Here is a 25,666-nt window from a genome sequence, read left to right on the forward strand (position 1 = left end):
ATAAAGAATATTAGATAAGAATTATATTTTTAAAAGCTAATTAGCTTATTGTAAACGGGGGAATATTCATTTAATATATTTGTCATAATTGTAAAATTATTTAATTTAAATATTATGTGAATAAATTAAAAAGAGCATTATGCAATGATAGAATTGGCTTTAACACCAATATATAAATGACAAAACATCTTTGCGAATATTAAATCGTTGTGGCTCAGCCTAACTGCACTAACGGCAAATGTAGATGAAAGTAAACTTTATCATGTTCCTATAAGGCTAGGGTCGTTTAATCAAACGTTTAAATCCATAACGCACACTCCAACCCGCTATCAGCGCCAGTACAATGCCACCAATAAAATCAATAAAGAGATGTCGCCGAAGCTGGATGATCGATAAGACTATAGTCATTCCCCATAGTAGTAAAATTATATTGCGCAGAGGGTGAAACTTGTTTAATGCACCCCAGATAGCAAGAGATGTTAAGGTAACATGCAATGAGGGAAAACAGTTTACTGAATCATCAATTTCAATCAGTTTTGCCAGTAACCATGAACTGACAGAACTACCGTTATCGACCGGATATATCATCGTGGTTGGAAAAATAAGGTAACACAGAGCAGCCAGAATCCCGCTAAGTACAAAACAGCCAGACATCCAGCCTAGGCGTTTATAAGGGGCAATAAAAAAGCAAATTGGAATAATTAAAAAAAATGAGAGATAAGCCCAGATAGCATGAGGTGTAAATTCAATCCATTTATCGATTATTGATGGTGAAAGTAAACTCGGTTCATGTTGCAAACTGGCTGAACCATGATAAGCCATTCCGACCACCCCCCAACTGGTAAATAAATAAACGCATCGCATCCAGAAGTGTTTCATTGAACCCCTCGCTCGCGAATAATTCGCCGCCTTTTTTGCGAAAATTCGGCAGGTATCGTGGTAACAGACAAGAGTTTCCACTTTAGCTGAGTAACATTGGCACCTTGCTGAATAAAATGTGCAGTTAATGCCTGTTGGCATTGGCTTAAGTGTGCGAGTGAACAGCAGGCAATCAGCTCAATACTGTTATCCTGATGCTGAATCAGACGATAATCACTGGTTAATGGTAAATTATTGGCAATCACGCGACTGCAATAGTCAGCAAAAATAGTTAACGGATTTCCTTGCTGATCGGGGAGTAATAGCTGATCATCGCATCGCCCTTCAATATGTGAAATTGCCATCCCTTGCCGGCCACAAAGGCAGGGAGTTTGGCGCCGGACTAAAATATCATCTAACTGATAACGTACAATGGGTTGGGTTTCACGAGTAAAATCAGTAATAATCGGTATAAAACGATTTTCGTCTAACCAGCACGGTTCGATATAGATGAACTCTTCATTCAAGTGAAGCGTACCAAGCGGGCAGGTAGCTGCAAGAAAGCCTTCGGTAGCCTGATAAACTTCAGCCAACTGATTAAAGACCTGTTTGATAATTTGTTTATCCTGCTCTTCAAGAACTTCAGCAGCAGATATCACCAGAACCGGATTTACTGTCAGCCTGCCATTAAGCTTCTCTGTTGCCAGTGCACGCAATACTTGTGCCGGTGCCACGATGATGGTAGGTTGATATTCATTAAGCGATTGGATCTGTTGTTGAAAATTATCAAACAGACCATAAAAACGAAAAGTTAACCAATGGCTGTTAGTACTGTGATAGAGATGATTGTCGGCTCTTAAAAATAATGCAAGCCGTTCTTTAGTCAGTAATCCGCGAGGTAACATTTTTGCCAGTATTCCGCCTGCCCAGATTTGTTGCTCTCTCGGACTCACAACAAATAGGCCACGTTGCCCTGATGTTCCCGAGGATAACCCCACACTGAATTTACCCATTCTGGCACTAAAATCACGCTGTTGTTCGCTGTGCTGAGCCAAGGCTAATAATGAATCACAAGTAAGATTCTCTATATTCATTTGATCAAAATGTGCCATCATCAGCTGCTTATTCATTAAAGGCCATGATTCAAACGGCTGATTAATGAATTGGCTGAAATAAGGGCTTTTGGTTAACACACGCTGTTTAAATTTTTTTAGCTGTTTAATTTGATATGCTTCAAGATCAGCGCGCTGTTTAAATATTAAGTGTTTTGTGCGCCAGTAGTACCAAAGTATTTTTAGTAGCCTCATTCCTCACCTTCATGGCTTAAATAAATGGTCACGTCAGGATGATAAGAGAGTTGATGGAGCTGATTAAGAGTGTTTTCAAAGGCTCTGGAATCAGCCATAATCAATTGGGCAAAGCGAGATGGCTTTCTTAAATCTTGATAATTTTCTTTGACCCATGCAGCATCACTGGCTAACAGCGTCCAGCCCTTATCAGTTAAAATAAATGCACCAATATGGCCGACAGCATGGCCTGGTAAAGGAACTAAAATCACTTGTTCTTTACTGTTTGGCAAGATGTAGCCCTGAGTAAAAGGAGCAAGTTCAGGAGCAAGCTGACAAATTTCAAAATGTTCTACAAAACTCACCCGCTGTTCAAAATCAGACGGAATAAGATCAGGTACAAATCCTTGTTTAAGAGCAAAAAAACCGCGTAAAGGTTTGAGTGTTTTCCAGCCCTGTTGTGAGCAGATGAAATGGCTGTGAGTGAAATCTTTCAGTCCGGCGATATGATCGCCATGAAAATGTGAAATAATGACATTTTGGATACTTGCAAGATCAATACCCAAGGTAATAAATTGCTCTTTAAGAGATTCCCCTTTATTGAGATAGACAGGTGTGGTTTTCTGATAAAGTTTAAAGATACCTGTTTGTGTATATTGCTTAAAATAGTCAGCATAGCCAGTGTCCCATAGCCAGCGGTATCCATCAACTTCAATAAGCCAGGCGCGTGCTGGGAACTGACACACGTTAAAACCTGCTCCGCGCATGGCCATGCAAGCAATATGAGTACAATATCCGGCTTTGAACGGGGTAATTCTGGCCATTTATACATGCCCGCTTTGCTGTAACCATTGTGCTGTCAGATGTATACTTTCATTCATATTATATAGAGGCTGATAATCTAAACGTTCAATCGCCATTTTCTGACTTAAAGTCATGTCAAAATAGAGCGTACCGACACTGTAACGGGTTAGTGCCGGTTCTTTGTTTGTTAATGATGCGATACCCTCAAGCAAAGCAGCTGTGCCATATAATAATCTGTAGGGTAGTGACCGGGTTTTGTAGTGAAGATTTAACTGATCTTTTAATAATAAATGAATTAGGTCATCAAGTTTGCAGGGTTGCTGATTGGTAATATTAAAAGCATTACCAGACTGAATATTCTGCTTATCAGAGGCCAGGTACAAGGCATGAACGACGTTAAGAACAAAGGTAAGGTCTACAAAAGCCTGACCGCCACCAGGCAAATATAAAATACCTCCGGTACGGTTTAATAATGCCAGTATACGGGGAATAATCACTCTGTCATGAGGACCGAAAATGCCTCGTGGTCTTAAGATTAAATAAACAGTATCCGGATAAAGCTTTACGCATTCCTGAATGCGTTTTTCTGCTTCATATTTGGTATTTGCATAATGATTTGCAAAATGTTCAGCAAGATAATCTTCAGTAATATTCTGATGAGATTGAAAATCAAAATAAATTGAAGGTGTTGATATATGAATAAAACGTTTAATACCAGATTTTCCGGCAAACTGAGCTAAACGTGCAGTAACAACGGTATTGGCCTGATAAAACCATTCATATCTTCCCCATGGGGAAGATAAAGCTGCACAATGCCAGACAATATCACAATCAGAAAGAAGTTGAAGATAATCCGTATCAGTTGCGGTAACTAAGTCCAGTACAGTAAATTTTGCACCGAGTGTTGTCAGCTCTTTTCCCGCTATTTGATTACGACCCGTGGCATGAACCTGATGGCCTTGTGTCAGTAACCATTCTACTGCATTGCGCCCCAAACCACTGGTTGCGCCAGTCACTAAAAATTTCATGGCAGCAGAATCATCCCGCCTAGGGTTAGCCCTGCAGCAGTACCTATTAGCATAGCTGGTTTCCCCGGGTTAAAACGATTGGTGATTACCGCTTCATGCAATGCACTGGGAATTGATGCGGCTACCTGATTACCTCGAAAACGATAAATATCAATTATCGATTCGTTAGGAATAGTAAGCCGTTTACGCATGTGTTCCAGTGATAAATGGCTGGCTTGATGAGGAATAACCGTAGCTATATCAGAGAGAGTTAAGTTAGCCTGATTTAATAAACGAGCTAAATATGGTTCAATCAAAGCAGATGCCAGTCTGAATAGTGGTTTACCTTGCATACGGAAAAGGCAATCATTTTCATCCATGCCGGTTTTAATATTCCGACGGCTACCGCCACCGCTGATTTCACAAAAATCAATGCCATTAGTATGTGTTTCTAATAAACAGGCAAGAATACCACTATAACCATCGCCTTTTTCGACAATGGCACAAGCAGCGCCGTCTCCAAAGATTAAAGACGACTCTTCATCCTGCCAGTTCAGACCACGTGATGCTAAATCTGCCGAAACAATAGCGATGCGCTTATAAGCTCCGGTATTTAACAGACCTGCTGCTACCTGTAGTGCACTGATAAAACTCACACAACTGGTATTAACATCAAAGTTAGCAATGGTTTTGGATAACGTGCTGGCTTTTAAAATATGTGCTGCTGTATACGGTAAGGCCTGGACAGGAAGTGCACAGGCTGAAATCAGTAAATCAATAGATTCTGCTGAAATATTACAACGAGTTAGCGCATCATTAATGGCTGCTGCTGCTAAATCAGCCTGCTTTAAATGATGGTCAGCATGATAACGATAAAGAATGCCGGAACGTTTCAGCGTATAACCTGCCGGTTTGTTCAGCTTTTTATCCAGATCTGCAGCTTCAATTCTATCCGGAGGTAAAGCAGTTCCGGTGGAAATAATTTTAATGGGAACTAAGTTTTTATTTAGTAGTTCATTGTCTTTAAACAAAATATGTACACTCCATACTATTTTGTAAGAATTGCATTGTAATGCAAATATTTTGTTAAATAAATGTTATTATTTAAATTGGGAGTGTTTGAAATTTTTAGCTGATTTATTTTTTAAAATAAAAAAACAATAATTTAAATATAAAATATGCTTAGTTATGCAAATAAATCAGTAATAAATATATCTGTATTTATAGTAGTTTATATTTTCTGTCAGTGTTTTATAATTTCAACTTTGTGCTATTTTTATTCTCTTCTCTATTTTATTTACTGATAATATACAGAAATAAAAAGTTTGGATACTCATATTCTTGAGTGCTTGGATATTATCAATAATATAGTAAGCAACTTTAACCTATTTAGTTGATAAGTCTTTTTTACTTCTTTAAGTTTTAACTTAATCACTAGACACCACAATATACTATTCTATTACCGTAAGTATATAAAATTTGTTCAGGAAATTAAAAAATAACTGTAATCAACTAAATTATAAATAAACTAAATTATCATAATGAAAAGTAATTTAACTTAAAAATAATGCTAATTGAGTGTATAATAATATGTATTATAAATAAATTATGCAATGAGGTTGAATTTATTTATAAAAAAACCCGCTGATGCGGGCTTTAGAGCTAATCAGTTAAAATTATTTATCATATTCACTGATAATTTGTTTAGCTGTTTTACCATTAAGTTTGCTTTTAAGTTCTTCAGCTATTTTAGCATCATTGCGATTATTGGCAGGATTAGTTGCCGCTTTAGCTGTTACATTAACAAGTGCACGAGCAAAAGCAGCTTTATCTGTATCACTTAATTTTTCAGTAGCTGCTTGTACAGAACTGGTATAAGTTTCTACTGTTGTAAAATCAATTTTAGGACCATCATCACCACCACAACCAACTAATGCAAAACTTAATAATGATACAGCTAATAGTTTTTTAAACATTTCATTCCTTAAAAGTAAATATTTTAAAAGAATTGATATTTTTATACTAAAAGAGTTAATTTTCAAGCAATAAATGCAATTTAATTGAAAATAATTTATGACTTTGTCAGTTTGTATTTCAAAATTGTGAATATAGTGCAACATTTTTTTATAATAAATAAAAGCGTTATTAGAAATTATGTCTGATTTTACGCTTAAAATATGTTCTCTAATAATTTTTATTTAGAAAAACTTTAATGTCGGCAAATTAAGTAAAGAACTAAATAGTTATGATATAAACAATATAATGACTATTTAATCATTAATTTGTGGCTTATGTCTGGATTCAGATAAAAATAATCTTTCTGTTTTTAAGCAGCAATTAGGTATTTTATTTGATAAGTTTTACAAATATAATTGAATTGACAGGGATTATTGTGTTTTATAGTTCTTATATCTGTTAGCTTAATTGAAAAATTAATGTATTTCTAATTTTACTCACAAATTCATGAATAAAGTATAAATCGTTAAGATTTCGAAATACTGGTAGACACTCCAACAAGTAGATCAATATTATCAGCCAAGATTTAAAAAATTTATTTAGCATAAGAATTCAATGTTTTTATAACTGCTTGGGAGTAATCAGACATTATATAAAATAAGTTTTTCATTCTGATGTCTTTCAACTCAATCTGCTGCAATTTTGAGTTTCATAATATTTCGTTACTGTATCTGGCTATGTATAGATTAAAATGCACACATAGTTAATAATTTTTCATTATTATTCAAAATAATTCGATACACTTTTAAATGATATTAAAATAATAAATAGAAAATAATTAAGTAAATTGATAATAAAAATTAATAGGAATTGTTTATTTATATTTCTTTTGCCATAATTAAATGTAATAAATGCTAAAACTATAATATGGATACACAAGAACGCCTTGCCTGGATTGAATTGGCATTGACTCCGTTTGTTGGTGCTGAAACTTTTCTTCGTATAATTAAATATTTTGGTTCTGCACAAAATGCTCTGAGTGCATCTGTTGCTGAAGTAACTCCTTTTTTTCACCAGCAAGCCGGTAAATATTGGCATAGTGATGTAGCAAAACAGGCAACTGAAGCAGCTATAGAATGGGAGCAAGCGCATACTGATGCACGTTTATTACTACTGGCAGATAATGATTTTCCGGCAATGCTGACCAAGGGTTTAACACCGCCTCCATTATTGTTTGTTCGTGGTGATAGCCAGTGTTTGCATCAACCCGCTTTATCAATTGTTGGCAGTCGGCATGCTACACCACAAGCCATGCGCATTACTCGTGATTTTGCTGCTGCGCTGGCTCACAAAGGTGTAACAATTATTTCAGGTATGGCTAGTGGCGCAGATACAGCAGCACATCAGGGTGCTTTGCAGGCAATGGGTACAACAGTGGCAGTTTGGGGTACAGGTATTGACAGAGTATATCCGGCACGTAACAAAAATTTAGCCACACAAATTGCTGCTCATGGCTGTATTATTTCTGAATTTCCCTTGGCTACTCGTCCTTCGCCCGGAAATTTTCCGCGACGTAACCGCTTGATTGCTGCACTTAGTCAGGGTACGCTGGTAGTTGAAGCCGCAACTGAATCGGGCTCATTGATTACTGCAAGACTGGCTGGAGAAATGGGGCGGGAAGTTATGGCGATACCGGGTTCTATTGATAACCCTTTAAGTAAAGGCTGCCACGCATTAATCAAACAAGGTGCCAAATTAGTAGAAAATCTGGAAGATATTTTGCAGGAATGTCCACGCCTCTTGCAAAAAAAAGATTTGCAATCATATAGCAATCGTCCTCATCTGCAAACTGATGATATAAGTAAATCATCTACAAATACTGATAGTTCAGAAGATTCATTATCAGTTCATTCACCAGATTGTATACTTAACCCGATGGAGCAGCAGGTGCTGGACGGACTGGGTTACGGCATAATGCATCCGGATATGTTAGTTACAGCACTTGGCATGGCTGCTACAGATGTGTATGCTCATCTCGTGACATTGGAGCTTGGTGGCTGGATTACCACTCTGCCAGGCGGTTGTTATCAACGCATTAAATCTTGAGAGGAAAGCAAATGATTGATGTAATAGCGTTTTTGATTGAGCACTTTCAAGACGTTGATGCATTTCCACCGCGTAAAGACTTAGGCGTATTGTTGGAAGAAGTCGGTTTTAATGATGAAGAAATCGGCGACGCTTTATCCTGTCTGGACGATTTGCGTTTTGAACCATTAATTCCGGCAGAAAAGTTACGCAATAGCACTGGATCACGCATTTATAATAATGAAGAGCTCGATGCGCTTCCGCTTGAAGTGCGTGGACTGGTACATTTTCTGGAGCAGAATGGTGCTCTTAATCCGGAGCAGCGTGAATTTGTACTCAATGCCCTGATGAACTTACCATACGAAGATATTACGGTGGATCATGCTAAAGTATTAGCTTTACTGGTGTTATGGGCACACCGCTCAGAATTACCGGTGCTGATAGGTGATGAATTAATGGCTGCGCTCAATGGTGAAGCCGTCATGCAGTAAGTTACTGAAGCGATACAGTTGCTTGAAAGCTTTCAGTCAGCGTGTCTGAAAGCTTTTTGCATTGTTCAAATGTATTTATTAGAATAATCCAGACTAACAACATATCACAAATATTTAAATTACGAATGTGAGCCTGAACTAATGGCAAAAAACCTGTTGATTGTTGAATCTCCATCTAAAGCGAAAACGCTGAAGAAATATTTAGGTAGCGATTTTGAAATTCTCGCTTCCTACGGTCACGTGCGTGATCTGGTTCCCAAAAGCGGTGCAGTGGATCCGGAAAATGACTTTGCTATGAAATACCAGTTAGTAAGTCGTAATGCCAAACATCTCGATGCAATTGTGGCTGCAGCTAAAGAGGCTGATGCATTGTATCTGGCTACCGACCCGGATAGGGAAGGTGAAGCCATCTCATGGCATTTGCAGGAAATACTGAAATCCAAACGCGGTCTGAAAAACCTGCAGCCAAAGCGGGTAGTGTTTCATGAAGTGACCAAAAAAGCTGTACTGGATGCAGTAGCCCATCCGCGTGAATTGTCACAAACGCTGGTAGATGCACAGCAGACAAGACGGGCACTGGACTACCTGGTGGGTTTTAATCTGTCACCTTTATTGTGGAAAAAAATTCGTCGTGGTTTATCTGCTGGCAGAGTACAAAGCCCGGCATTACGCATGATTTGTGAACGAGAAGAGGAAATCCGCGAGTTTACTGCACAGGAATACTGGACTGTACACCTTGACAGCCATAAAGCACGTACTAAATTTACCGCTAAATTAACCCATTGGCAGGGGCAGAAGCTGGAACAATTTGACATTCCTGATGAAGAACGTCAGCAAGGTATCGTTTCAGCTTTGGCCGGTCAGCCAGCACATGTATCTAACGTAGAAAAGAAAAAGCGCAGCCGTAATCCTGCTGCTCCATTTACCACCTCGACTATGCAGCAGGAAGCAGTACGTAAGCTGAGTATGACTACTGATCGTACCATGCGTACCGCACAGCAGTTATATGAAGGTGTGGATGTCGGACAAGGAGCTGTGGGTCTGATTACGTATATGCGTACCGATTCGGTTAGTCTCTCAGATGAAGCTGTAACAGAAATACGTCATTATATTGACAACAAAATCGGTAATGAATTTTTACCTTCATCGCCCAAAATATACAAAACCAAATCTAAAAATGCACAGGAAGCACATGAGGCTATTCGTCCTACCTCAGTGTATCGTACGCCGGAAGCAGTAAAACCATTTCTGACTGCCGACCAGTTTCGCCTGTATCAGATGATATGGCAGCGGGCAGTGGCCTGTCAGATGGCGCCTGCACGCTTTGATACTACCAGTGTTGATATTGTTGTGGGTAAAGGTATCTTCAGAGTAACCGGTCAGGTACAAACTTTTGCCGGTTTCCTCAGTGTCTATGAAGAGGGTGTAGACGACAGCGAAGAAGATGAGAATGCCAAAAAATTGCCTGAACTTCATGAGGGTGAGAGTTTGCCGGTTGACAGGATTTTTGGCGAGCAGCATTTTACCCAGCCACCACCGCGTTATTCTGAAGCCAGTCTGGTTAAAGCACTGGAAGAGTATGGTATTGGTCGTCCATCAACCTATGCCAGTATTATTTCCACACTAAAAGAGCGGGAATACGTTACTCTGGAACAGAAGCGTTTTATGCCCACTGATACCGGTGAAGTGGTTAATAAATTTCTGACCGAACATTTTGGTCAGTATGTGGATTATAACTTTACTGCCAGACTGGAAAATCAGCTGGATGACATTGCCGGCGGTAAACGGGAATGGAAACCCGTAATGCAGCAGTTCTGGAAAGGCTTTGATAAAGAAATCAAAGCTAAGGAAGATATACCCCGCGCAGAATTAACTGCCGAAAATCTGGATGAAATCTGTCCTAAATGCGGAACCCACCAATTACAAATTAAATTTGGTAAGCGCGGGCGTTTTATTGCATGCAGCGGTTATCCGGAATGTGACTACACCCGCAATGTTAATGAAACAGCCGAGGAAGCAGCAAAGGCAGCGGAAGAACCGACAGTTGTAGAAGGGCGGGTTTGTCCGAAGTGTGAAGGACAACTGGTATATAAACGCGGACGTTACGGCAAATTTATCGGTTGTTCCAATTACCCTAAATGTAAATATATTGAACCGCTTGAAAAGCCAAAAGACACTGGTATTGAGTGCCCTAAATGTCATAAAGGCAGTCTGATTGAGCGTAAAAGCCGTTATGGTAAATTATTTTATAGTTGTAATACTTATCCGGACTGTGATTATGCTGTCTGGAATCCGCCGGTTAAAGAAAGCTGTCCGCAGTGTGGCTGGCCAATAATGACCATCAAAACAACTAAGCGGCGTGGAACTGAAAAAGTGTGTCCGCAAAAAGAGTGCGGTTATACCGAGCAGATTGAACCACCTGCACCAAAAGAATAAATCAGGCTGCTTTAAGAAATTAGATGTATCAAGACTTTCAGAATGCCTGAAAGTCTTTTTTTATCGGAGTGAGTATACGTGGCAAAAGTACAGTATCAGCATCGCAATCAGGTACGCATTATTGGCGGTACTCATCGCGGACGTAAATTAACATTTCCGGCAGCCGAAGGACTGCGTCCGACTGCAGATAGCGTGCGTGAACGATTGTTTAACTGGCTGGGACAGGATTTAACCGGAATGGCAGTTCTGGACCTTTTTGCCGGTAGTGGGGTAATGGGGCTGGAGGCTGCCTCACGAAATGCTGCCAAAGTTACTATGATAGAAAAAAATCGTCAGGTTGCGGCAGCAATAAAAAGTAATGTGCAGCAATTGAATTTTGGGCAGATAGAGCTTATCTGTACAGAAGCACACAGTTTTCTCATAAATAATCACCAGCAATTTAACATAGTATTTCTCGATCCGCCGTATGTCTGGCAGCAATGGCATGAACTGCTGGAGGTTGTTTCATTACATTTGCTTCCGAATGCGCGCGTATACATGGAAAGTAACACATTACCTGTACTTCCAGCTGGCTGGGAGGTACTTAAACAAGGAAAGTCAGGTATAAGTCGTTTTGAATTATTAACTTATCATAAAATTGATACTGAGTAGGGAGAAAGACCGGATTGCAGGAGAGAAAACAAAATAGTGCTATAATCCGCGCCCAACGGTTTAGAGTTAAATTTAACGATAAAGGAAAAACATGTCACTCTTGATAACAGATGAGTGCATTAACTGCGATGTATGTGAGCCTGAGTGCCCGAACAACGCTATTTATCAGGGTGATGAGATTTATGAAATCACCCCTGAGCGCTGTACACAGTGTGTCGGCCATTATGATGAGCCGCAATGCCAGCAGGTTTGCCCGGTAGACTGTATCATTATTGATGAAGAACATCCGGAAAGCGAAGAAGAGCTGGAAGCAAAATATCAGCAGCTAATGGCGGAAAAAGAGTAAATTTTTCCAAGCATGAAATGTATTTGAAACAGTTGATTACTATTTTAAGCAAAAAAAAATGCTGAATAGACTTGACGAAGTGGCAAATGAACATTATCATGCCGTTCTCTTTTGGAGGGATTCCCGAGCGGCCAAAGGGGGCAGACTGTAAATCTGTTGCGAAAGCTTCGAAGGTTCGAATCCTTCTCCCTCCACCAAAATTCCAGTCTTACTTGTAGTTTTTTAAGTGAGTATGCGGGTGTAGCTCAATGGTAGAGCAGAAGCCTTCCAAGCTTACGGTGAGGGTTCGATTCCCTTCACCCGCTCCAGATAAGTAAATACCTACCGTATGCCCATGTAGCTCAGGGGTAGAGCACTCCCTTGGTAAGGGAGAGGCCGACAGTTCAATTCTGTCCATGGGCACCATTAGAATTGATAAACCTAATCATCTTTAGATAGGAAGTAGCCATGGCTAAAGAAAAATTCGAGCGGAGCAAACCGCACGTAAACGTTGGCACCATTGGTCACGTTGACCATGGTAAAACCACTTTGACAGCTGCAATGTGTACCATTCTGTCCCAGAAATTTGGTGGTGCAGCCAAAGCTTATGATCAGATTGACAATGCCCCGGAAGAAAAAGCCCGTGGTATTACCATTAATACATCACACGTAGAATACGAAACCGCAGAACGTCACTATGCACACGTTGACTGCCCGGGACACGCTGACTACGTGAAAAACATGATTACCGGTGCTGCCCAGATGGACGGCGCGATTCTGGTGGTTTCTGCAGCCGACGGTCCGATGCCACAAACCCGTGAGCACATCCTGTTAGCCCGTCAGGTAGGTGTACCTTACATTATCGTTTACATGAACAAATGTGACATGGTTGACGATGAAGAATTGCTGGAACTGGTAGAAATGGAAATTCGTGACCTGTTGTCAAGCTACGAATTCCCGGGTGATGATGTTCCTTTGATTAAAGGTTCAGCTCTGAAAGCACTGGAAGGTGACCAGTCAGACATCGGTGAAGCTTCAATTATGGCTTTGGCAGATGCACTGGACAGCTACATTCCTACACCGGAACGTGCAGTAGACAAACCATTCCTGTTGCCGATTGAAGACGTATTCTCAATTTCAGGTCGTGGTACCGTGGTTACTGGTCGTGTAGAACGCGGTGTAATCAATGTAGGTGATGAAATTGAAATCGTTGGTTTGAAAGACACCCAGAAAACCACATGTACTGGCGTTGAAATGTTCCGCAAATTGCTGGATCAGGGTCAGGCAGGTGATAACGTAGGTGTATTGCTGCGTGGTACCAAACGTGAAGAAGTAGAACGTGGTCAGGTACTGGCAAAACCGGGCAGCATCACTCCGCACACCAAATTCAAAGCAGAAGTATACGTACTGAGCAAAGAAGAAGGTGGTCGTCATACACCGTTCTTTGCGAACTACCGTCCGCAGTTCTATTTCCGTACAACAGACGTAACTGGCGCAGTAAGCCTGGCGGAAGGTGTGGAAATGGTAATGCCGGGAGAGAATGTAACGATAGACGTAGAACTGATTCATCCGATTGCGATGGAAGAAGGCTTACGCTTTGCGATTCGTGAAGGTGGCCGAACAGTTGGTGCCGGTGTGGTTGCTAAAGTTATCGCTTAATCAGGAAGAATATAGATATGAAAAACCAGAAAATCCGTATTCGTCTGAAAGCTTATGACTACGCTCTAATTGATCGTTCTGCTCAGGAAATCGTAGACACTGCCAAACGTACTGGCGCTGTGGTAAAAGGTCCGATTCCTCTGCCAACCAAAATCGAACGTTTTAATCTGCTGCGTTCTCCTCATGTGAATAAAACTTCACGTGAACAGTTGGAAATTCGTACTCACCTGCGTCTGATGGACATTATCGACTGGACTGATAAAACCACTGATGCATTGATGAAACTGGACTTGCCAGCTGGTGTTGATGTTGAAATTAAAGTTCAATAATTAATTGAATTACTAAAACGGACTGGATATTATCCAGTCCGTTTTTTATTTATTCTTAATTCGGGTAATTGAACAGGTTAGAATAACCAATCCAGAATTTTAGGAAAAATCTGTGCTGTGACAGGTGAGGTGGATATTTTGCGGTTAATGATTCTTCCATTAATGCAGAATTTATTAGCCAGTTTCAATTGGTGTGCAGAGTATTTAATTAATAGTTTAAGCCATAAAAAAACCAATACCATACTGGGTATTGGCTGTGGTGGAAAAAACAGATTAATGCAGTTTGCTAATATTTCACAGCAATTGTTGTTGAATGTGATGTTTAATTATATCTGCCATTTTTTTTATCCCTGTATCGATTTTTTCTTCTGAAACAGTTACAAAAGCCAGCCTTAAACAATTATTTTTTTCACCGTGTACATAGAAAGTTTCACCGGGAGCAAAAACTATTTTTTGAGCAATGGTTTCTTTGAGTAATTCAGTAGCATTAATATATTCAGGTAATTCAACCCAGATAAACATACCTCCTTCAGGTTGATTCCAGCTAACTTCTTTGGGCATATACTGTGCTAATGATTGCAACATATACTGGCAGCGGGCATTATAGAGCTGGCGGATTTTCGGAATATGATGATTGAGAAAATTATTTTTACTAAGAACCTGATAAGCAATGTACTGAGTCAGGCTAGGGGTATGTAAATCCGAAGCCTGTTTTAGCGGAAGCAGTTTACTGATGAATTGCTTATTCGCAACCAAATATCCTAAGCGGAGTCCCGGCGCTAAAATTTTGGAAAAAGAACCTAAATAAACAGTGTTTTCTGGTGCCAGCGTATATAAAGCAGGCAAACGCTGACCCTGATAATCCAAATCGCCATAAGGATCATCTTCAATCAGCAATAAATTATTCTGTTTTGCTTTTGCGACTAAAGCCTGTCGCCGGTGTAATGGTAACCGACGTCCGGTAGGGTTTTGAAAGTTTGGAATACTATATAGAAATTTTGCAGAGCTTGCCAGTTCATTATCAATAGTTTCAGGAATTAAGCCTTCATTATCACTGGCAATAGCTACATATTCGGGATTGTATTGATTAAAGGATTGTAATGCCCCAAGATAAGTCGGAGTTTCTACCAATACTGTATCGTTAGTATCAATTAGTGCTTTCCCGATTAAATCCAATGCCTGCTGTGAACCAGTTACTATCAGAACTTCATCACTACTGACAGATACATGATCACGTTCTGATAAATAATTAGCTATCCATTGCCGTAAAAGTGTATAGCCTTCACTTGGTCCATATTGTAGTGCACCATAAATATCCTGGTTCTCCAGTAGGGCATTCGCTGCATGTTTGATTTCTGATAATGGAAATGTATCTGGTGCCGGTAAGCCGCCTGCAAATGAAATAACATCTGTCTGTTCGGTGACTTTAAGGATTTCTCTGATGGTTGAGCTTTTTAAATTTTGCGCACGTCGGGAAAATTTCCAGGACATTAATCTGACCTTTTTAGATGATATCTGCTTAATTGTTAAAATATATTTATCTTATTTGATTTTAAAATTATTTTTTAATTTTAGTTTGGATAATACAACGAATTTTTCTATCGTACTTATAAAGTAGTAATATCAGCTGGAGAATATTCAATATCTGAAAAGCTTTTTCAGCGAGTAACATAAAATTAGCATAGCGTCTGTGCAAAAATACTGGCAGATGACGCTATACTTGTGCTTCATTATTACAATAAGTATGAATTATTCATAAGCATGCTGTTTCGGTAGCCAACAGACTGTCAATTGTTTCTCGCTGACGAATCAGATGATGTTCTGTACCATTAACCAATACTTCAGCGGCACGACAGCGAGTGTTATAGTTACTTGCCATACTGGAAGCATATGCCCCGGCACTTTGTATTAACAGTAAATCACCTGCTTTAGCTGCAATAGTTCGATCTTTGGCCAGAAAATCTCCGGTTTCGCAAATTGGTCCGACGACATCAGCAACAAATTTATCTACTGTTGTCGGACTGGCGTTAATAATATTGTGATAGGCCTGATATAGTGAAGGTCGCATAAGATCATTCATGGCCGCATCTACAATCACAAAGTTCTTTTCTTCACCTTGTTTAATGTATTCAACTGTAGTGAGCAAACTGCCGGTATTACCAATCAGACTGCGCCCGGGTTCCAGTATTAATGGCAGGTTACGCCCAGATAACAATTTGCTGACTGCTGCTGCATAAGCATTCAGATCAGGCACATTTTCGTTTTGATAAACAATACCTATGCCACCACCCAAATCAATATGCTCTATCCGGATTCCCAGTTCGTCTAGTTTGTCTACTAGTACTAATAATCGTTGTAATGCTTCGATTAAAGGTGATAAATCAGTTAGTTGTGAGCCAATGTGACAGTCAATTCCTGTGATTTTTAAGTGCGGTAACGTAGCAGCAAGCTGATATGCTGCTAATGCATCCTGACTGGCAATTCCGAATTTATTGGCTTTTAACCCAGTAGAAATATATGGATGGGTATGAGCATCAACATCAGGATTAATACGCAATGATACCGGAGCAATTTTATTCAGACGCTGGGCAATACTATTAATACGTTCCAGCTCAGCCAGTGATTCAACATTAAAACAGCGAATATTGTTTTTCAGGGCAAATTCAATTTCAGCACTGCTTTTGCCTACACCAGAAAAGATGATCTTGTCGGCAGCTCCGCCAGCCAGTAATACCCGCTCTAATTCTCCGCCTGAAACGATATCAAAACCGCAGCCCAGACTGGCAAAATAGCGCAGAATAGATAAATTTCCATTGGCTTTGACTGCGTAACATATTAAAGGTTTTAAATCGGCAAAAGCCTGTTGATAAAGATTAAAAGCATCTGTTATTGCTTTCTGGCTATAAACATATAATGGTGTACCATACTGTGCAGCCAGTACAGAGTAGGGTACTTGTTCACATTTCAGGGAATTAGTCATGTTTAGGTAAATTTTTCTGATCAATCGGATCAATAGTCAGTCCGGTTTGTACAGGTCCGTATTTGGCTTTATCTCCCTCTTTTGGCAAATAAAGATCACCCTTATAACCACAGGCCGCTAAACAACTGGTTGCAATTACAGTTAAAAAGAAGAAACGAAACATTAATCTGACCTATTGTAGTTAAGCTGGCAGTGAACAGCTGTACTGCCAGAACGGATAAAACTAGGATTTAAACATATTATATGGCAAGATAACAGTGTGAATGTAATAAAATGCAGGGGTATGGTAAGTAAGATGAACGAAAGTGAATTTTTGCAATATAGTGATGATTTGTTTGGCTATATTGAGGAAAAAATAGATGAAGGCGGTTGGGATCTCGATTGTGAAGCTGGCGGAAATGTACTCACAATTGAAGCAGAAAGCGGAGAGCAGATTATTGTAAACCGGCATGCTGCTACTCAGGAATTATGGATAGCAGCAAAAAGTGGTGGTTATCATTTTGCCTGTAAGAACGGTCAATGGCTTTCAGCACGGGATGGCAGTGAATTTTTTGCGGTCTTAAATCAGGTACTGTCTGCCGCCTGTGACGATGACATATCTATTCCGGTTTTGAGCTGATTTCTGATAAGGGGAAATAGTGATGTTGCATACCTTGATTAAACATGATTTGAAGGCTTTACAGGCATTTGTGGCCATTGTTGAATGTCAGGGTGTGACTGCTGCACAGAAACGGCTGAATATGTCACAATCGGCAATCAGTATGCATTTGGCGCATCTGGAAGAAAGTCTGGGGGTGATATTATGCCGGCGCGGTCGTTCCGGTTTCGGGCTGACTAAAGCCGGACATCAATTATATGAAGCTTGTACATTACTTTTACAGGCAACATCTGAGTTTCATCGGGAAGTACAGAATATTAAATGGCATCGTTCTGTGCTTTCCGGTAAGTTGCGAATTGGCTTAGTTGAGTATTTACCACCTGATTTTCAGCGTATTTTTAATCAGGTCATTGCCAGTGCCTATCAGCATTATCCGGAGCTGCGTCTGACTATTGATATTTGTGCGCCACATGATATCGAAACCGCTATTGCCAATAATCAGATGGATTTTGGTATCGGCTATTACTATAGCCTGCTGAAAAATTTGCAATATCAGATAGTTTTCGAGCAGCGTGAACATGTTTATTGTCATGCAGAACATCCGGCTGCAAAAGTTAAGGATTTAACGTTAAATCGGCTTGCTGAAGAATATCACTGGGTAAAACGTACCTATGCTGATTTTCCCGCTAATGCTGGCTTTTCTGCCGGAGTAACTACGGCTACTGCAGATAAAGAGCGGGCAACATTGTTGTTTATTCTCGCAGGCAGCCATCTTGGTTTTTTGTCACAAGATATGGCTGAGCCTTACGTTCGTACAGGTGAACTGGTGCCATTACTGGCACAGCAGGCGACTAATATAGTAAATCATTTTGCTGTTACCCGTCCTACGCCTGATCCACGGGTAAACTGGTTTCTGGGAGAGTTAAGCGGTCTGTTGCCTTAAAGCAGTTAAGAACGAAGTATCCCTTTAAATTAGATAGCTAGCCGAAAAAATTACAAAGCAATAAATAATAAGTGAATTTTTATCCAAAGTAAGTATTTAAACAAAAATAGAAGACTGAGAAACGCTAAATCAATAATATGTATAACTTCTAAAAGAGATAAATATTTTTATAGGTTAAATGGGATTAAAAACGCATTATGTATGGTTTTTATCCTAAGAAAAATATTTATCTCTTTATAGATTATTTACTATTGATAATGTTTTCAATTAATGAATATACTAACTTAATATCTTCAATAGTAGTACGCCAGTTTACAAATGCTGCACGAATGCCTTTTTCATGATTAAAAGTGGTTGGTGTCATAAATACAAGACCAGTTTTATTTAATTTTTGCAGAAATTCAGCGGTATCGTATGCAGCAGTAACTTTAAAGCAGACAATATTTAAACGTACTTCAGCCAATAATTCAAAATGGCTGCTTTTACGTATATAGTTACCAAATTCTTGAGCCAGCTCAATAGAATTATCCACAATATACCGATACCCTTCTCTGCCATAGGCTAACAGGCTGAACAATACTGGTAATGCTTTTAGTCTTCTGGAATTTTCCGGCAAGATATTCATAAAGTTAAAATTTTCCAGTTGATTTTCCAGATAAGGAGCACTGCTGTTTTTAAACTGGTTAAACTGTAAGCTGAAATGCTCTTTTCGTATAAAAAAGCAGGCATTTTCATAAGGTACGTTTAACCATTTATGGCAATCTATGGCAATGCTGTCAGCCATTTCCCAACCATTGAGTAAATGTGGATAGTGTGAAGAGCAGGCGGCAAATGCTCCAAAGGCGGCATCAATATGTATCCAACAGTTATAGCTATGCTTCAACTCCATAATTTCCGCAATAGCATCAAAATCAGCTGTATTGGCTGTACCCGCATTTAAAACCAGAATAAATGGCTGATGTTTGAAACGATCTTCAATAAACAGTTTTAATTCGGCTACATTAATGGCTTCACGCTGATTTGAAAGAGTAGGAATGGTAATTAAGTTATTTCTGCCTAAACCAAGCATAGCTAATGATTTTAATACTGATGAATGAGGGGTAGCCGATATAACTGGCAGTGACAGATTTATTAAACCATCAGCAGCAATATCCTGTTTAAACTGAGTGCCATACCATTGTCTCGCCACAGCCAGCGCAGAAAAATTTGCCATGGTCGTGCCGGTGACAAATCCGCCGGTAAATTCCCTTGGCAGATTGAATAAATCCAGTAATAAATCAGTTGTGTGAATTTCAATACGTGCAGATACATCTCCCTCGCCGCTGATAGCCTGAGTATTCTGATCGTAAATAGTGGCCAGAATATCGCCTATTATTGCAGCCGGTGTACTGCCTCCGGTTACATACCCCCAATATCTGGGACCGCCTGAAGCAACAATAAACTCTTTAAACTGAGTATTAAATTGATTTAAGGCCGCTAATCCACCATAACCTTGCTCTGGTAGATTCAGTTGCGGCAAACTATTTTGCTGTTGCTGAGTTAATTGGCAACATGTTGGCATACTGTCGAGGTTGTTTAGAAAGTCGATAGATTGATGAAAAGTATTTTCTAAAAGCTCATGAATGGCAGTTAAATCGTTTTTTAATGTTTTATTCATATATATTTATTGTATGGATTTATCTAGAATTGATTGTATAACTTTTTAATTATTGGAGAAATTTATTTTAAATCTAAGCAATGATATCTTTAGATAAGACAATAAACTCTGCCTGGTTATGGAAATAGACTTTTCTGGAAAGATTCAGGCAGACATCTTAAAATCTGAATCTGATTTGTATTCTAAAGTCTGTCTATCGTGAATGAATTTGATTTTATTCGTCAATATTTACATCGTCAGCAGCAGGATAAGCAACTTATTCTGGGTATTGGGGATGATGCCGCTATTATAAGACCTCGTAGTGGCTATGATCTGCATTTCAGTACTGATATGCTGATAGGCGGAACACATTTTTTTCCGGATGTTGCCCCGGGGGATCTGGCGCATAAAATACTGGCTGTTAATTTGTCGGATATGGCCGCTATGGGAGCCAGTCCGCGCTGGGCATTGCTTAGTGTAGCGCTGCCTGAGCTAAATAAAGAATGGTTAACAGCGTTTTGTGATGCTTTGTTTGCTCTTGCTGCGCGTTTTGGGGTAACACTGATTGGTGGTGATACCACTAAAGGTAACTGGATATTTAATGTTAATATTATTGGTGAAACACCTAGTGGACAGGCTTTGCGGCGTGATGCCGCAAAAATCGGTGATGATATCTGGGTGTCCGGCCAGTTGGGGCTGGCTGCCGCTGCATTGGATATGCACTGGGGAAAAGTAAAATTACCCGCAGATGTATATAAGACGTGTGAACAGAAACGTCTGCGTCCGGAACCGCGGGTTGCACTAGGAAGACAGCTACTCTCCCTTGCGCATGCTGCGCAGGATATTTCTGATGGTCTGGCTCAGGATATCGGACATATTCTGGCTGCGAGTAATGTGGGTGCACAGTTGAATGTCGATGCTATTCCCGGCTTACAGACTTTACGGCAGATATCTGATGATGAGCAGCAATTAAGGCAATGGATGCTGGCCGGAGGTGATGATTATGAACTGGTGTTTACTGCACCTCCTGTACAACGTGAAGCAATTTTAACAGCAGCTCAGACTACTGTTACACCGATAACACGGATTGGTGCTATTACTGCATCAGGACTATTGCAGTTAAAAGATAATGCGGGCAATATTATCAGCTTATCTAAACAAGGATTTGACCATTTTGGCTGAACAAGATTTGACTACTGTACCGGTAACACCTACCTGGCGCTGGTTGTGCCGGCATCCGGTATGCTGGCTGGGTTTTGGTTTTGGTACGGGATTAGCGCCAAAAGCACCCGGTACATTCGGGACGCTACCAGCCATTCCATTGGCCGCATTATGGCTTATGTTGGGATTACCTCTATGGCTGAATATCATTTTTGCTTTGTTGCTGTTTCTGGTTGGTATATTTATTTGTGATTATACTGAACAAGCATTGTGCCGGCAGGATTATGGGGGCATAGTTTGGGATGAAATTGCTGCTATGATGCTGATTTTATTTTGTATTCCGGCAGGATGGATATGGTGGCTGGCTGCTTTTGTTATTTTCCGTTTCTTCGATGCTGTAAAACCATGGCCTATTCGCTGGTTTGACGCCCGGGTACACGGCGGTTTCGGTATTATGCTGGATGATTTGATTGCAGCAATTTTTAGTTTACTGGTGTTATTACTGGCCGGATACTGTATATCATCTTATGATTCAATCTTGAATATATTCAGATAAAATTGCATAAAACAGTTAAATCTTTAATCAATAATAATCCGGAATGCGTTATGCTATGCTAACCACAATGATAAAGTAATCTGCATGGAGCTGATGTCAGATATGATATTCAACAGGAAAAGGAAAACAGCATGAATGGTCAGGTTTGGTTGTATGTATTAATTGCTGCCATAATCGGTTTGGTGCTTGGTATGGGGCTGATGTGGCTGTTATTGCGGCGCAGTAGTCAGAATCAGCAATATCAGTCAGTTAAAGCCAGCTTTGACAGTTATCGTCAGCAGGTAGACCAGCATTTTATTCATACGGCCAGTGCTGTAGATGAGTTAAACCGCTGCTATGAAAAAGTATTGCAACAACTCAATATTGATGCAAAGCAATTGATGGAAAAAAATACTTTGCAGGAACTGCTACAGAAACGTGCTGATAAAAGTGTCACTTTGGCATTTATGACCAGTTCAGAAAATAAAAATCCGCAAACAGATGCGGATTCGACCTTGCCTTATACTGATGTGATGCAAGCGGCCGTTATCCCAATTAACGGCATGCCGGATCAGGTACCTGATCGTATCGGTCCTAATGTGATACATAGCCACGAGCAGCTGACACATCCTAAAAGCAAAAATACTACACGTGACGGTGGGTCAACAGAAAAATCAGTTGATTTACAACAGAGTAAATCCTGATTAGGGTTTAATGCATTAAAAAATCAGGCTGTAGCAAAATTTTTGCTACAGCCTGATTTTTATTTTAATTAGCGTATAAATTCGATATTTTCCGGTTTTTTCAATCGCTGTTTAAGTAGTTTAGGTAAAAGAGGATGAAAATACCAGTGCTGGTCATCCAGCCGGATACAGCCTGCCTGAGCCTCAATTGTCACATTCGTATCAGTTACGGCATCTGTTTCAGTAACACGTATCTGATGCCATTTGCCCCAGTCGCAAACCGGTAACAATGGCGCATATTGGATAACTTTGTCATTTTGGTCAGCCATAGCTGTTTCTTTACGGCAGTGACCATCACATAAATGAGCAGCCTGTTTCGGACAAGGCTCATGAGTGCTGATGCTTTGCGGCAGAATATCCAGTACCGCTGGGCACAGATCATAGCGGCGTGCCCAGTCAGATAATGCACGTTTTGCTGCACGCGGATGAGCAAATAATCCGTAAGGCGGATGTTGCAATATTCCTTCCTGCAGCCGAATAATTCTTGCCTGTAATTGTCCGCGCTGATTGGCTACAAAAGAAACCGTATACCAGTTAGCAGGTGAGGAAGATTTGGATAAATGTGTCTGTGTTTGTGGGTGTAACTGATAGTAACCATATAGCCATAATGCATGCAAAGAGCTGACAGCGGGAATAAAATTAATTTCTGTAGTATTTTTCCAGTAGCTTTGTGTATTTTGGCGCTGAAACTGTATACATATATCGGTAAAAGCCCGTTCCACTATCATTAAAGATTCAGGCTGATTCGGAGAATGTTGTAACAGAAGCCCGGAGCTGTCTGGCAGGGCATATAATTGCTGACGTAATTCAGGTTTAAGCCATGCAGGGAAATAACCCGGTTTAATCATTGCCCGCCACTGAGACTGCCAAAGGGCATTATCATGCTCACGCAAGCTGCGCTGTAAAAACTCAGTTAAAGCAAGAACGTCACCCATGGCACGATGGCGGTCGGCTGCGTTCAGATCAATTTCGAAACGCGCAATAATGGCATCCAGATTATGCTTAAAATGCTGCGGGTATAATTTGCGTGAAAAGGGGACTGTATCAAGTGTTGGTGCTGCAAAATTAATATTATTGCGTGCAAAAGCATGACGCAAAAAAGTGTAATCAAAGCGACTATTATGTGCGACCAGAAGGTGCCCGCGCAGTAAAGGTAGAAGCTTACCAGCAATGTCGGTAAAGCTCGGTGCATCCTGCACCATTTCATTGCTGATACCTGTTAATTTAGTAATAAAATCACTGATTGGCTGCTGCGGATTAACCAGCCATTGATGTCGGCTGATACAACCCTGATGAAAACGTAAAATAGCGATTTCAGTAATCCGGTCCTGAGCGAAATGGCCACCGGTGGTTTCAAGATCGACTATGGCAACAGGCAGAGGCAGCGTACAAAAAACCGCTGCCAGCTCGGCAAATGCAGCGGCGTCATCGTTGGTAACAATACTCATGACGCAAATAACTAACGCTTAAAAAATAGTCATTCTATACTAAAATGCAGGTTATGGAATAATGCCTTTATACTAAGAAGTTTAATGAATTTATATAAACACTATCTATACAGGTCTTCAGAATTTAAATATGAATTTATCTGTCGATAAAACAGTATATTGCTTAATATTGCTATTTTTTAATTATGACTGGTCTTGACAGTAATGCCGATGTTACCTATACTGCACATCTTTCTCGCACCCGTAGCTCAGTTGGATAGAGTATCTGGCTACGAACCAGAGGGTCGGGCGTTCGAATCGCTCCGGGTGCACCAAGTTTCCGCGCCCATCGTCTAGCGGTTAGGACATCGCCCTTTCACGGCGGTAACCGGGGTTCGATTCCCCGTGGGCGTGCCAGTTAATAAGAAAAGCCAGCTTTTTAAGCTGGCTTTTCTTTTATCCAGATTTCTGTTCAGAATTCATAAATTTATTAAACTAATTTAAGAAAGAGTGACTGGTTTTTTATTCAGGTAGTCCGGTTATCTGAATTTTTCCATTAATGTTTAATGTGAGGCGAGTTTCACCGGCTGAAATATCCTGAACCGGAGCAGAACCGGCTGTACGGCTTAGCATCATAGGTTGAACATAGGCTGCATAATTCTGGGTAGCTTGGCTATTGCCTAAATTTATATTCACTATTTTGTATCCATGACCGCCTAGTTCATGAGTAATTTGTGTTGCACGCTCCTGAAAACGGGCAATGGCCTGTCGGGTTAATTTTGTTTCATAGTTTTTCAGTGTTGTATCCGCAACCTGATAATTTATAGCTTCAATGGTTGCCAGGCGCTGTACTGTAGCAGCGAACTGATTTAAAGCCGCTAAATTTGTACTTTTAATCTGTATCAGAGCACTGTCCTGCCAGCCATTATCGATGCGTTTATCTTTTTGATAATCAAATCTTGGCTCAACCGCACGCGTTAATTGTGTGGTATTAAAATCAGCATGCCGGTGTGCATTAGCCAGAATCTGATTCAGTTGACTGGTAACTTTATTGCTGATCTGTTGTCTGTCCGCTCCCTGTTGCTGAATCTTCAATACCAGCACCATTTCATCCCGGGTAACGGTTTGCGACGCCTGTGCACTCAGCTCTACTACACCATAATTTAATTTTATTTCTTCTGCCAAACTGCTACTTGTTGAATATACAGATAGTAATACTATGAAGATATATGAAATAAAGCGGCGGTTCATTGTACAAACCTTTGTCACAATATAATTAAAGCAGATTAGCAAGGTGACAGATTAAATACAATAATTATTTGATAATAATGGGAAAAGATGAGGAATATACAGAGAATTTAGAAATAAGGGTGGCGAGCCAAACCCCCGGCACTGGTCGCTTTAAGATGGGCTGCTTGCTTCCGCACCTGACCCGTTGTCCTAAATAACCATGCGGGGAGACCCGCCACAGCGCGGTATTATACCGGTAGTTAGACTAATTCCCAACTATTTTCTTAATTTTAATACAAACAAAAATAGCTATTGTTAAAACAATAGCTATTTCAAATAATTAATCGCAAAAATTAAAGGCTGATTTTGGTTTTACGTACACCATAATCCGGTTGAAGCAGAGCGCATTGCGGATGATTATGACGGCTGAAACGGCGCGCACGTCCCGGAATTTGCTGACAGCTGACACTTACGTCATTACTATCCTGAGTTCTGCCTGTCTGATTATTTGCATTAGCCTGATTGG

24 protein-coding genes, 5 tRNA genes and 1 other RNA gene are annotated in these 25,666 nt (G+C 40.1%); 17 read left to right on the forward strand and 13 right to left on the reverse strand.

Annotation, left to right across the window (positions count from 1 at the left end; genetic code table 11):
- Nucleotides 1-276 precede the first annotated feature (276 nt).
- The 6 genes from H3U73_RS09620 to H3U73_RS09645 form a co-directional block, all read right to left on the reverse strand.
- A complete protein-coding gene (locus tag H3U73_RS09620) occupies nt 277-879 on the reverse strand; it encodes a phosphatase PAP2 family protein (protein ID WP_084551056.1) in 603 nt (200 codons plus the stop codon).
- Nucleotides 876-2,165, reverse strand: coding sequence for a F390 synthetase-related protein (locus tag H3U73_RS09625; protein WP_084551058.1), 1,290 nt, complete (start codon nt 2,163-2,165; stop codon nt 876-878). Before H3U73_RS09625 ends, H3U73_RS09620 begins: the two co-directional genes overlap by 4 nt.
- Entirely contained in the window at nt 2,162-2,968 is an 807-nt protein-coding gene (locus H3U73_RS09630) for an MBL fold metallo-hydrolase (protein ID WP_037476172.1), read from the reverse strand. The genes H3U73_RS09625 and H3U73_RS09630 overlap by 4 nt, the downstream gene beginning before the upstream one ends.
- Nucleotides 2,969-3,976 (reverse strand): NAD(P)-dependent oxidoreductase, encoded by a 1,008-nt coding sequence (locus tag H3U73_RS09635; protein WP_084551060.1) that lies wholly within the window; start codon nt 3,974-3,976, stop codon nt 2,969-2,971.
- The gene (locus H3U73_RS09640) at nt 3,973-4,986 is read right to left on the reverse strand and encodes a 3-oxoacyl-[acyl-carrier-protein] synthase III C-terminal domain-containing protein (RefSeq protein WP_084551062.1); all 1,014 of its coding nucleotides are present in this window, start codon (nt 4,984-4,986) and stop codon (nt 3,973-3,975) included. Before H3U73_RS09640 ends, H3U73_RS09635 begins: the two co-directional genes overlap by 4 nt.
- Before the next feature lie 645 nt (nt 4,987-5,631).
- Complete coding sequence (locus tag H3U73_RS09645) at nt 5,632-5,931, reverse strand: DUF6694 family lipoprotein (protein ID WP_084551064.1); 300 nt, start codon at nt 5,929-5,931, stop codon at nt 5,632-5,634.
- Nucleotides 5,932-6,838: 907 nt separating this feature from the next.
- Here H3U73_RS09645 and dprA point away from each other — a divergent pair.
- From dprA to rpsJ, 10 genes are all read left to right on the forward strand, one after another.
- Nucleotides 6,839-8,017 (forward strand): DNA-processing protein DprA, encoded by a 1,179-nt coding sequence (dprA, locus tag H3U73_RS09650; RefSeq protein WP_198190468.1) that lies wholly within the window; start codon nt 6,839-6,841, stop codon nt 8,015-8,017.
- An 11-nt stretch (nt 8,018-8,028) separates the two neighbouring features.
- On the forward strand, nt 8,029-8,487 hold the full coding sequence (locus H3U73_RS09655; protein ID WP_025329887.1) for a DUF494 family protein: 459 nt from the start codon (nt 8,029-8,031) through the stop codon (nt 8,485-8,487).
- A 141-nt stretch (nt 8,488-8,628) separates the two neighbouring features.
- Nucleotides 8,629-10,923 (forward strand): type I DNA topoisomerase, encoded by a 2,295-nt coding sequence (gene topA, locus H3U73_RS09660; RefSeq protein ID WP_084551068.1) that lies wholly within the window; start codon nt 8,629-8,631, stop codon nt 10,921-10,923.
- Nucleotides 10,924-11,001: 78 nt separating this feature from the next.
- On the forward strand, nt 11,002-11,574 hold the full coding sequence (rsmD, locus tag H3U73_RS09665) for a 16S rRNA (guanine(966)-N(2))-methyltransferase RsmD (protein ID WP_025329889.1): 573 nt from the start codon (nt 11,002-11,004) through the stop codon (nt 11,572-11,574).
- Between the two features lie 91 nt (nt 11,575-11,665).
- Entirely contained in the window at nt 11,666-11,920 is a 255-nt protein-coding gene (locus H3U73_RS09670) for a YfhL family 4Fe-4S dicluster ferredoxin (protein ID WP_037392355.1), read from the forward strand.
- A gap of 113 nt (nt 11,921-12,033) precedes the next feature.
- Nucleotides 12,034-12,117 (forward strand) — tRNA-Tyr (locus H3U73_RS09675).
- A gap of 37 nt (nt 12,118-12,154) precedes the next feature.
- Nucleotides 12,155-12,228, forward strand: a tRNA-Gly gene (locus tag H3U73_RS09680).
- 22 nt (nt 12,229-12,250) lie between these two features.
- Nucleotides 12,251-12,325, forward strand: a tRNA-Thr gene (locus H3U73_RS09685).
- 42 nt (nt 12,326-12,367) lie between these two features.
- The gene (gene tuf, locus H3U73_RS09690) at nt 12,368-13,558 is read left to right on the forward strand and encodes an elongation factor Tu (protein ID WP_025329891.1); all 1,191 of its coding nucleotides are present in this window, start codon (nt 12,368-12,370) and stop codon (nt 13,556-13,558) included.
- Nucleotides 13,559-13,575: 17 nt separating this feature from the next.
- Entirely contained in the window at nt 13,576-13,887 is a 312-nt protein-coding gene (gene rpsJ, locus H3U73_RS09695) for a 30S ribosomal protein S10 (protein WP_025329903.1), read from the forward strand.
- A gap of 294 nt (nt 13,888-14,181) precedes the next feature.
- Here rpsJ and H3U73_RS09700 read toward each other — a convergent pair whose 3' ends face one another.
- The 3 genes from H3U73_RS09700 to H3U73_RS09710 form a co-directional block, all read right to left on the reverse strand.
- Complete coding sequence (locus H3U73_RS09700; protein WP_198190469.1) at nt 14,182-15,378, reverse strand: PLP-dependent aminotransferase family protein; 1,197 nt, start codon at nt 15,376-15,378, stop codon at nt 14,182-14,184.
- Between the two features lie 262 nt (nt 15,379-15,640).
- The gene (gene lysA, locus H3U73_RS09705) at nt 15,641-16,867 is read right to left on the reverse strand and encodes a diaminopimelate decarboxylase (protein ID WP_198190470.1); all 1,227 of its coding nucleotides are present in this window, start codon (nt 16,865-16,867) and stop codon (nt 15,641-15,643) included.
- Nucleotides 16,860-17,030 (reverse strand): lipoprotein, encoded by a 171-nt coding sequence (locus tag H3U73_RS09710; protein WP_078474526.1) that lies wholly within the window; start codon nt 17,028-17,030, stop codon nt 16,860-16,862. Before H3U73_RS09710 ends, lysA begins: the two co-directional genes overlap by 8 nt.
- Nucleotides 17,031-17,162: 132 nt before the next feature.
- Here H3U73_RS09710 and cyaY point away from each other — a divergent pair, with 132 nt between their 5' ends.
- Together cyaY and H3U73_RS09720 are read left to right on the forward strand one after the other, a co-directional pair.
- A complete protein-coding gene (gene cyaY, locus H3U73_RS09715; protein ID WP_198190471.1) occupies nt 17,163-17,486 on the forward strand; it encodes an iron donor protein CyaY in 324 nt (107 codons plus the stop codon).
- Nucleotides 17,487-17,508: 22 nt separating this feature from the next.
- Complete coding sequence (locus H3U73_RS09720; protein WP_198190472.1) at nt 17,509-18,408, forward strand: LysR family transcriptional regulator; 900 nt, start codon at nt 17,509-17,511, stop codon at nt 18,406-18,408.
- Nucleotides 18,409-18,649: 241 nt separating this feature from the next.
- On the opposite strand, the gene H3U73_RS09725 is transcribed toward H3U73_RS09720, so the two are convergent.
- Nucleotides 18,650-20,065 (reverse strand): pyridoxal-dependent decarboxylase, encoded by a 1,416-nt coding sequence (locus H3U73_RS09725; protein WP_198190473.1) that lies wholly within the window; start codon nt 20,063-20,065, stop codon nt 18,650-18,652.
- A 198-nt stretch (nt 20,066-20,263) separates the two neighbouring features.
- Here H3U73_RS09725 and thiL point away from each other — a divergent pair, with 198 nt between their 5' ends.
- The 3 genes from thiL (at nt 20,264) to H3U73_RS09740 (ending at nt 22,444) form a co-directional block, all read left to right on the forward strand.
- Nucleotides 20,264-21,226: a thiamine-phosphate kinase gene (thiL, locus tag H3U73_RS09730; protein ID WP_198190474.1), complete on the forward strand. Its 963-nt coding sequence runs from the start codon at nt 20,264-20,266 to the stop codon at nt 21,224-21,226.
- Complete coding sequence (locus tag H3U73_RS09735) at nt 21,210-21,761, forward strand: phosphatidylglycerophosphatase A (protein WP_370570151.1); 552 nt, start codon at nt 21,210-21,212, stop codon at nt 21,759-21,761. Before thiL ends, H3U73_RS09735 begins: the two co-directional genes overlap by 17 nt.
- A gap of 131 nt (nt 21,762-21,892) precedes the next feature.
- The gene (locus tag H3U73_RS09740) at nt 21,893-22,444 is read left to right on the forward strand and encodes a ZapG family protein (protein WP_198190476.1); all 552 of its coding nucleotides are present in this window, start codon (nt 21,893-21,895) and stop codon (nt 22,442-22,444) included.
- A 68-nt stretch (nt 22,445-22,512) separates the two neighbouring features.
- Here H3U73_RS09740 and H3U73_RS09745 read toward each other — a convergent pair whose 3' ends face one another.
- Nucleotides 22,513-23,931 carry a PolC-type DNA polymerase III gene (locus tag H3U73_RS09745; RefSeq protein ID WP_198190477.1) on the reverse strand — a complete coding sequence of 473 codons (1,419 nt, stop codon included), beginning with the start codon at nt 23,929-23,931 and terminating at the stop codon, nt 22,513-22,515.
- Between the two features lie 237 nt (nt 23,932-24,168).
- Between H3U73_RS09745 and H3U73_RS09750 the strand changes: the two genes are divergently transcribed.
- Together H3U73_RS09750 and H3U73_RS09755 are read left to right on the forward strand one after the other, a co-directional pair.
- Nucleotides 24,169-24,245, forward strand: a tRNA-Arg gene (locus tag H3U73_RS09750).
- Between the two features lie 7 nt (nt 24,246-24,252).
- Nucleotides 24,253-24,327, forward strand: a tRNA-Glu gene (locus tag H3U73_RS09755).
- A 105-nt stretch (nt 24,328-24,432) separates the two neighbouring features.
- On the opposite strand, the gene H3U73_RS09760 is transcribed toward H3U73_RS09755, so the two are convergent.
- A complete protein-coding gene (locus H3U73_RS09760) occupies nt 24,433-25,095 on the reverse strand; it encodes an SIMPL domain-containing protein (RefSeq protein ID WP_198190478.1) in 663 nt (220 codons plus the stop codon).
- Nucleotides 25,096-25,279: 184 nt separating this feature from the next.
- An RNA gene (ffs, locus tag H3U73_RS09765) (signal recognition particle sRNA small type) lies at nt 25,280-25,377 on the reverse strand.
- Nucleotides 25,378-25,666: the final 289 nt, after the last annotated feature.

Source organism: Snodgrassella sp. W8124, from assembly GCF_016100875.1.
GTDB classification, from domain to species: Bacteria; Pseudomonadota; Gammaproteobacteria; order Burkholderiales; family Neisseriaceae; genus Snodgrassella; species Snodgrassella alvi.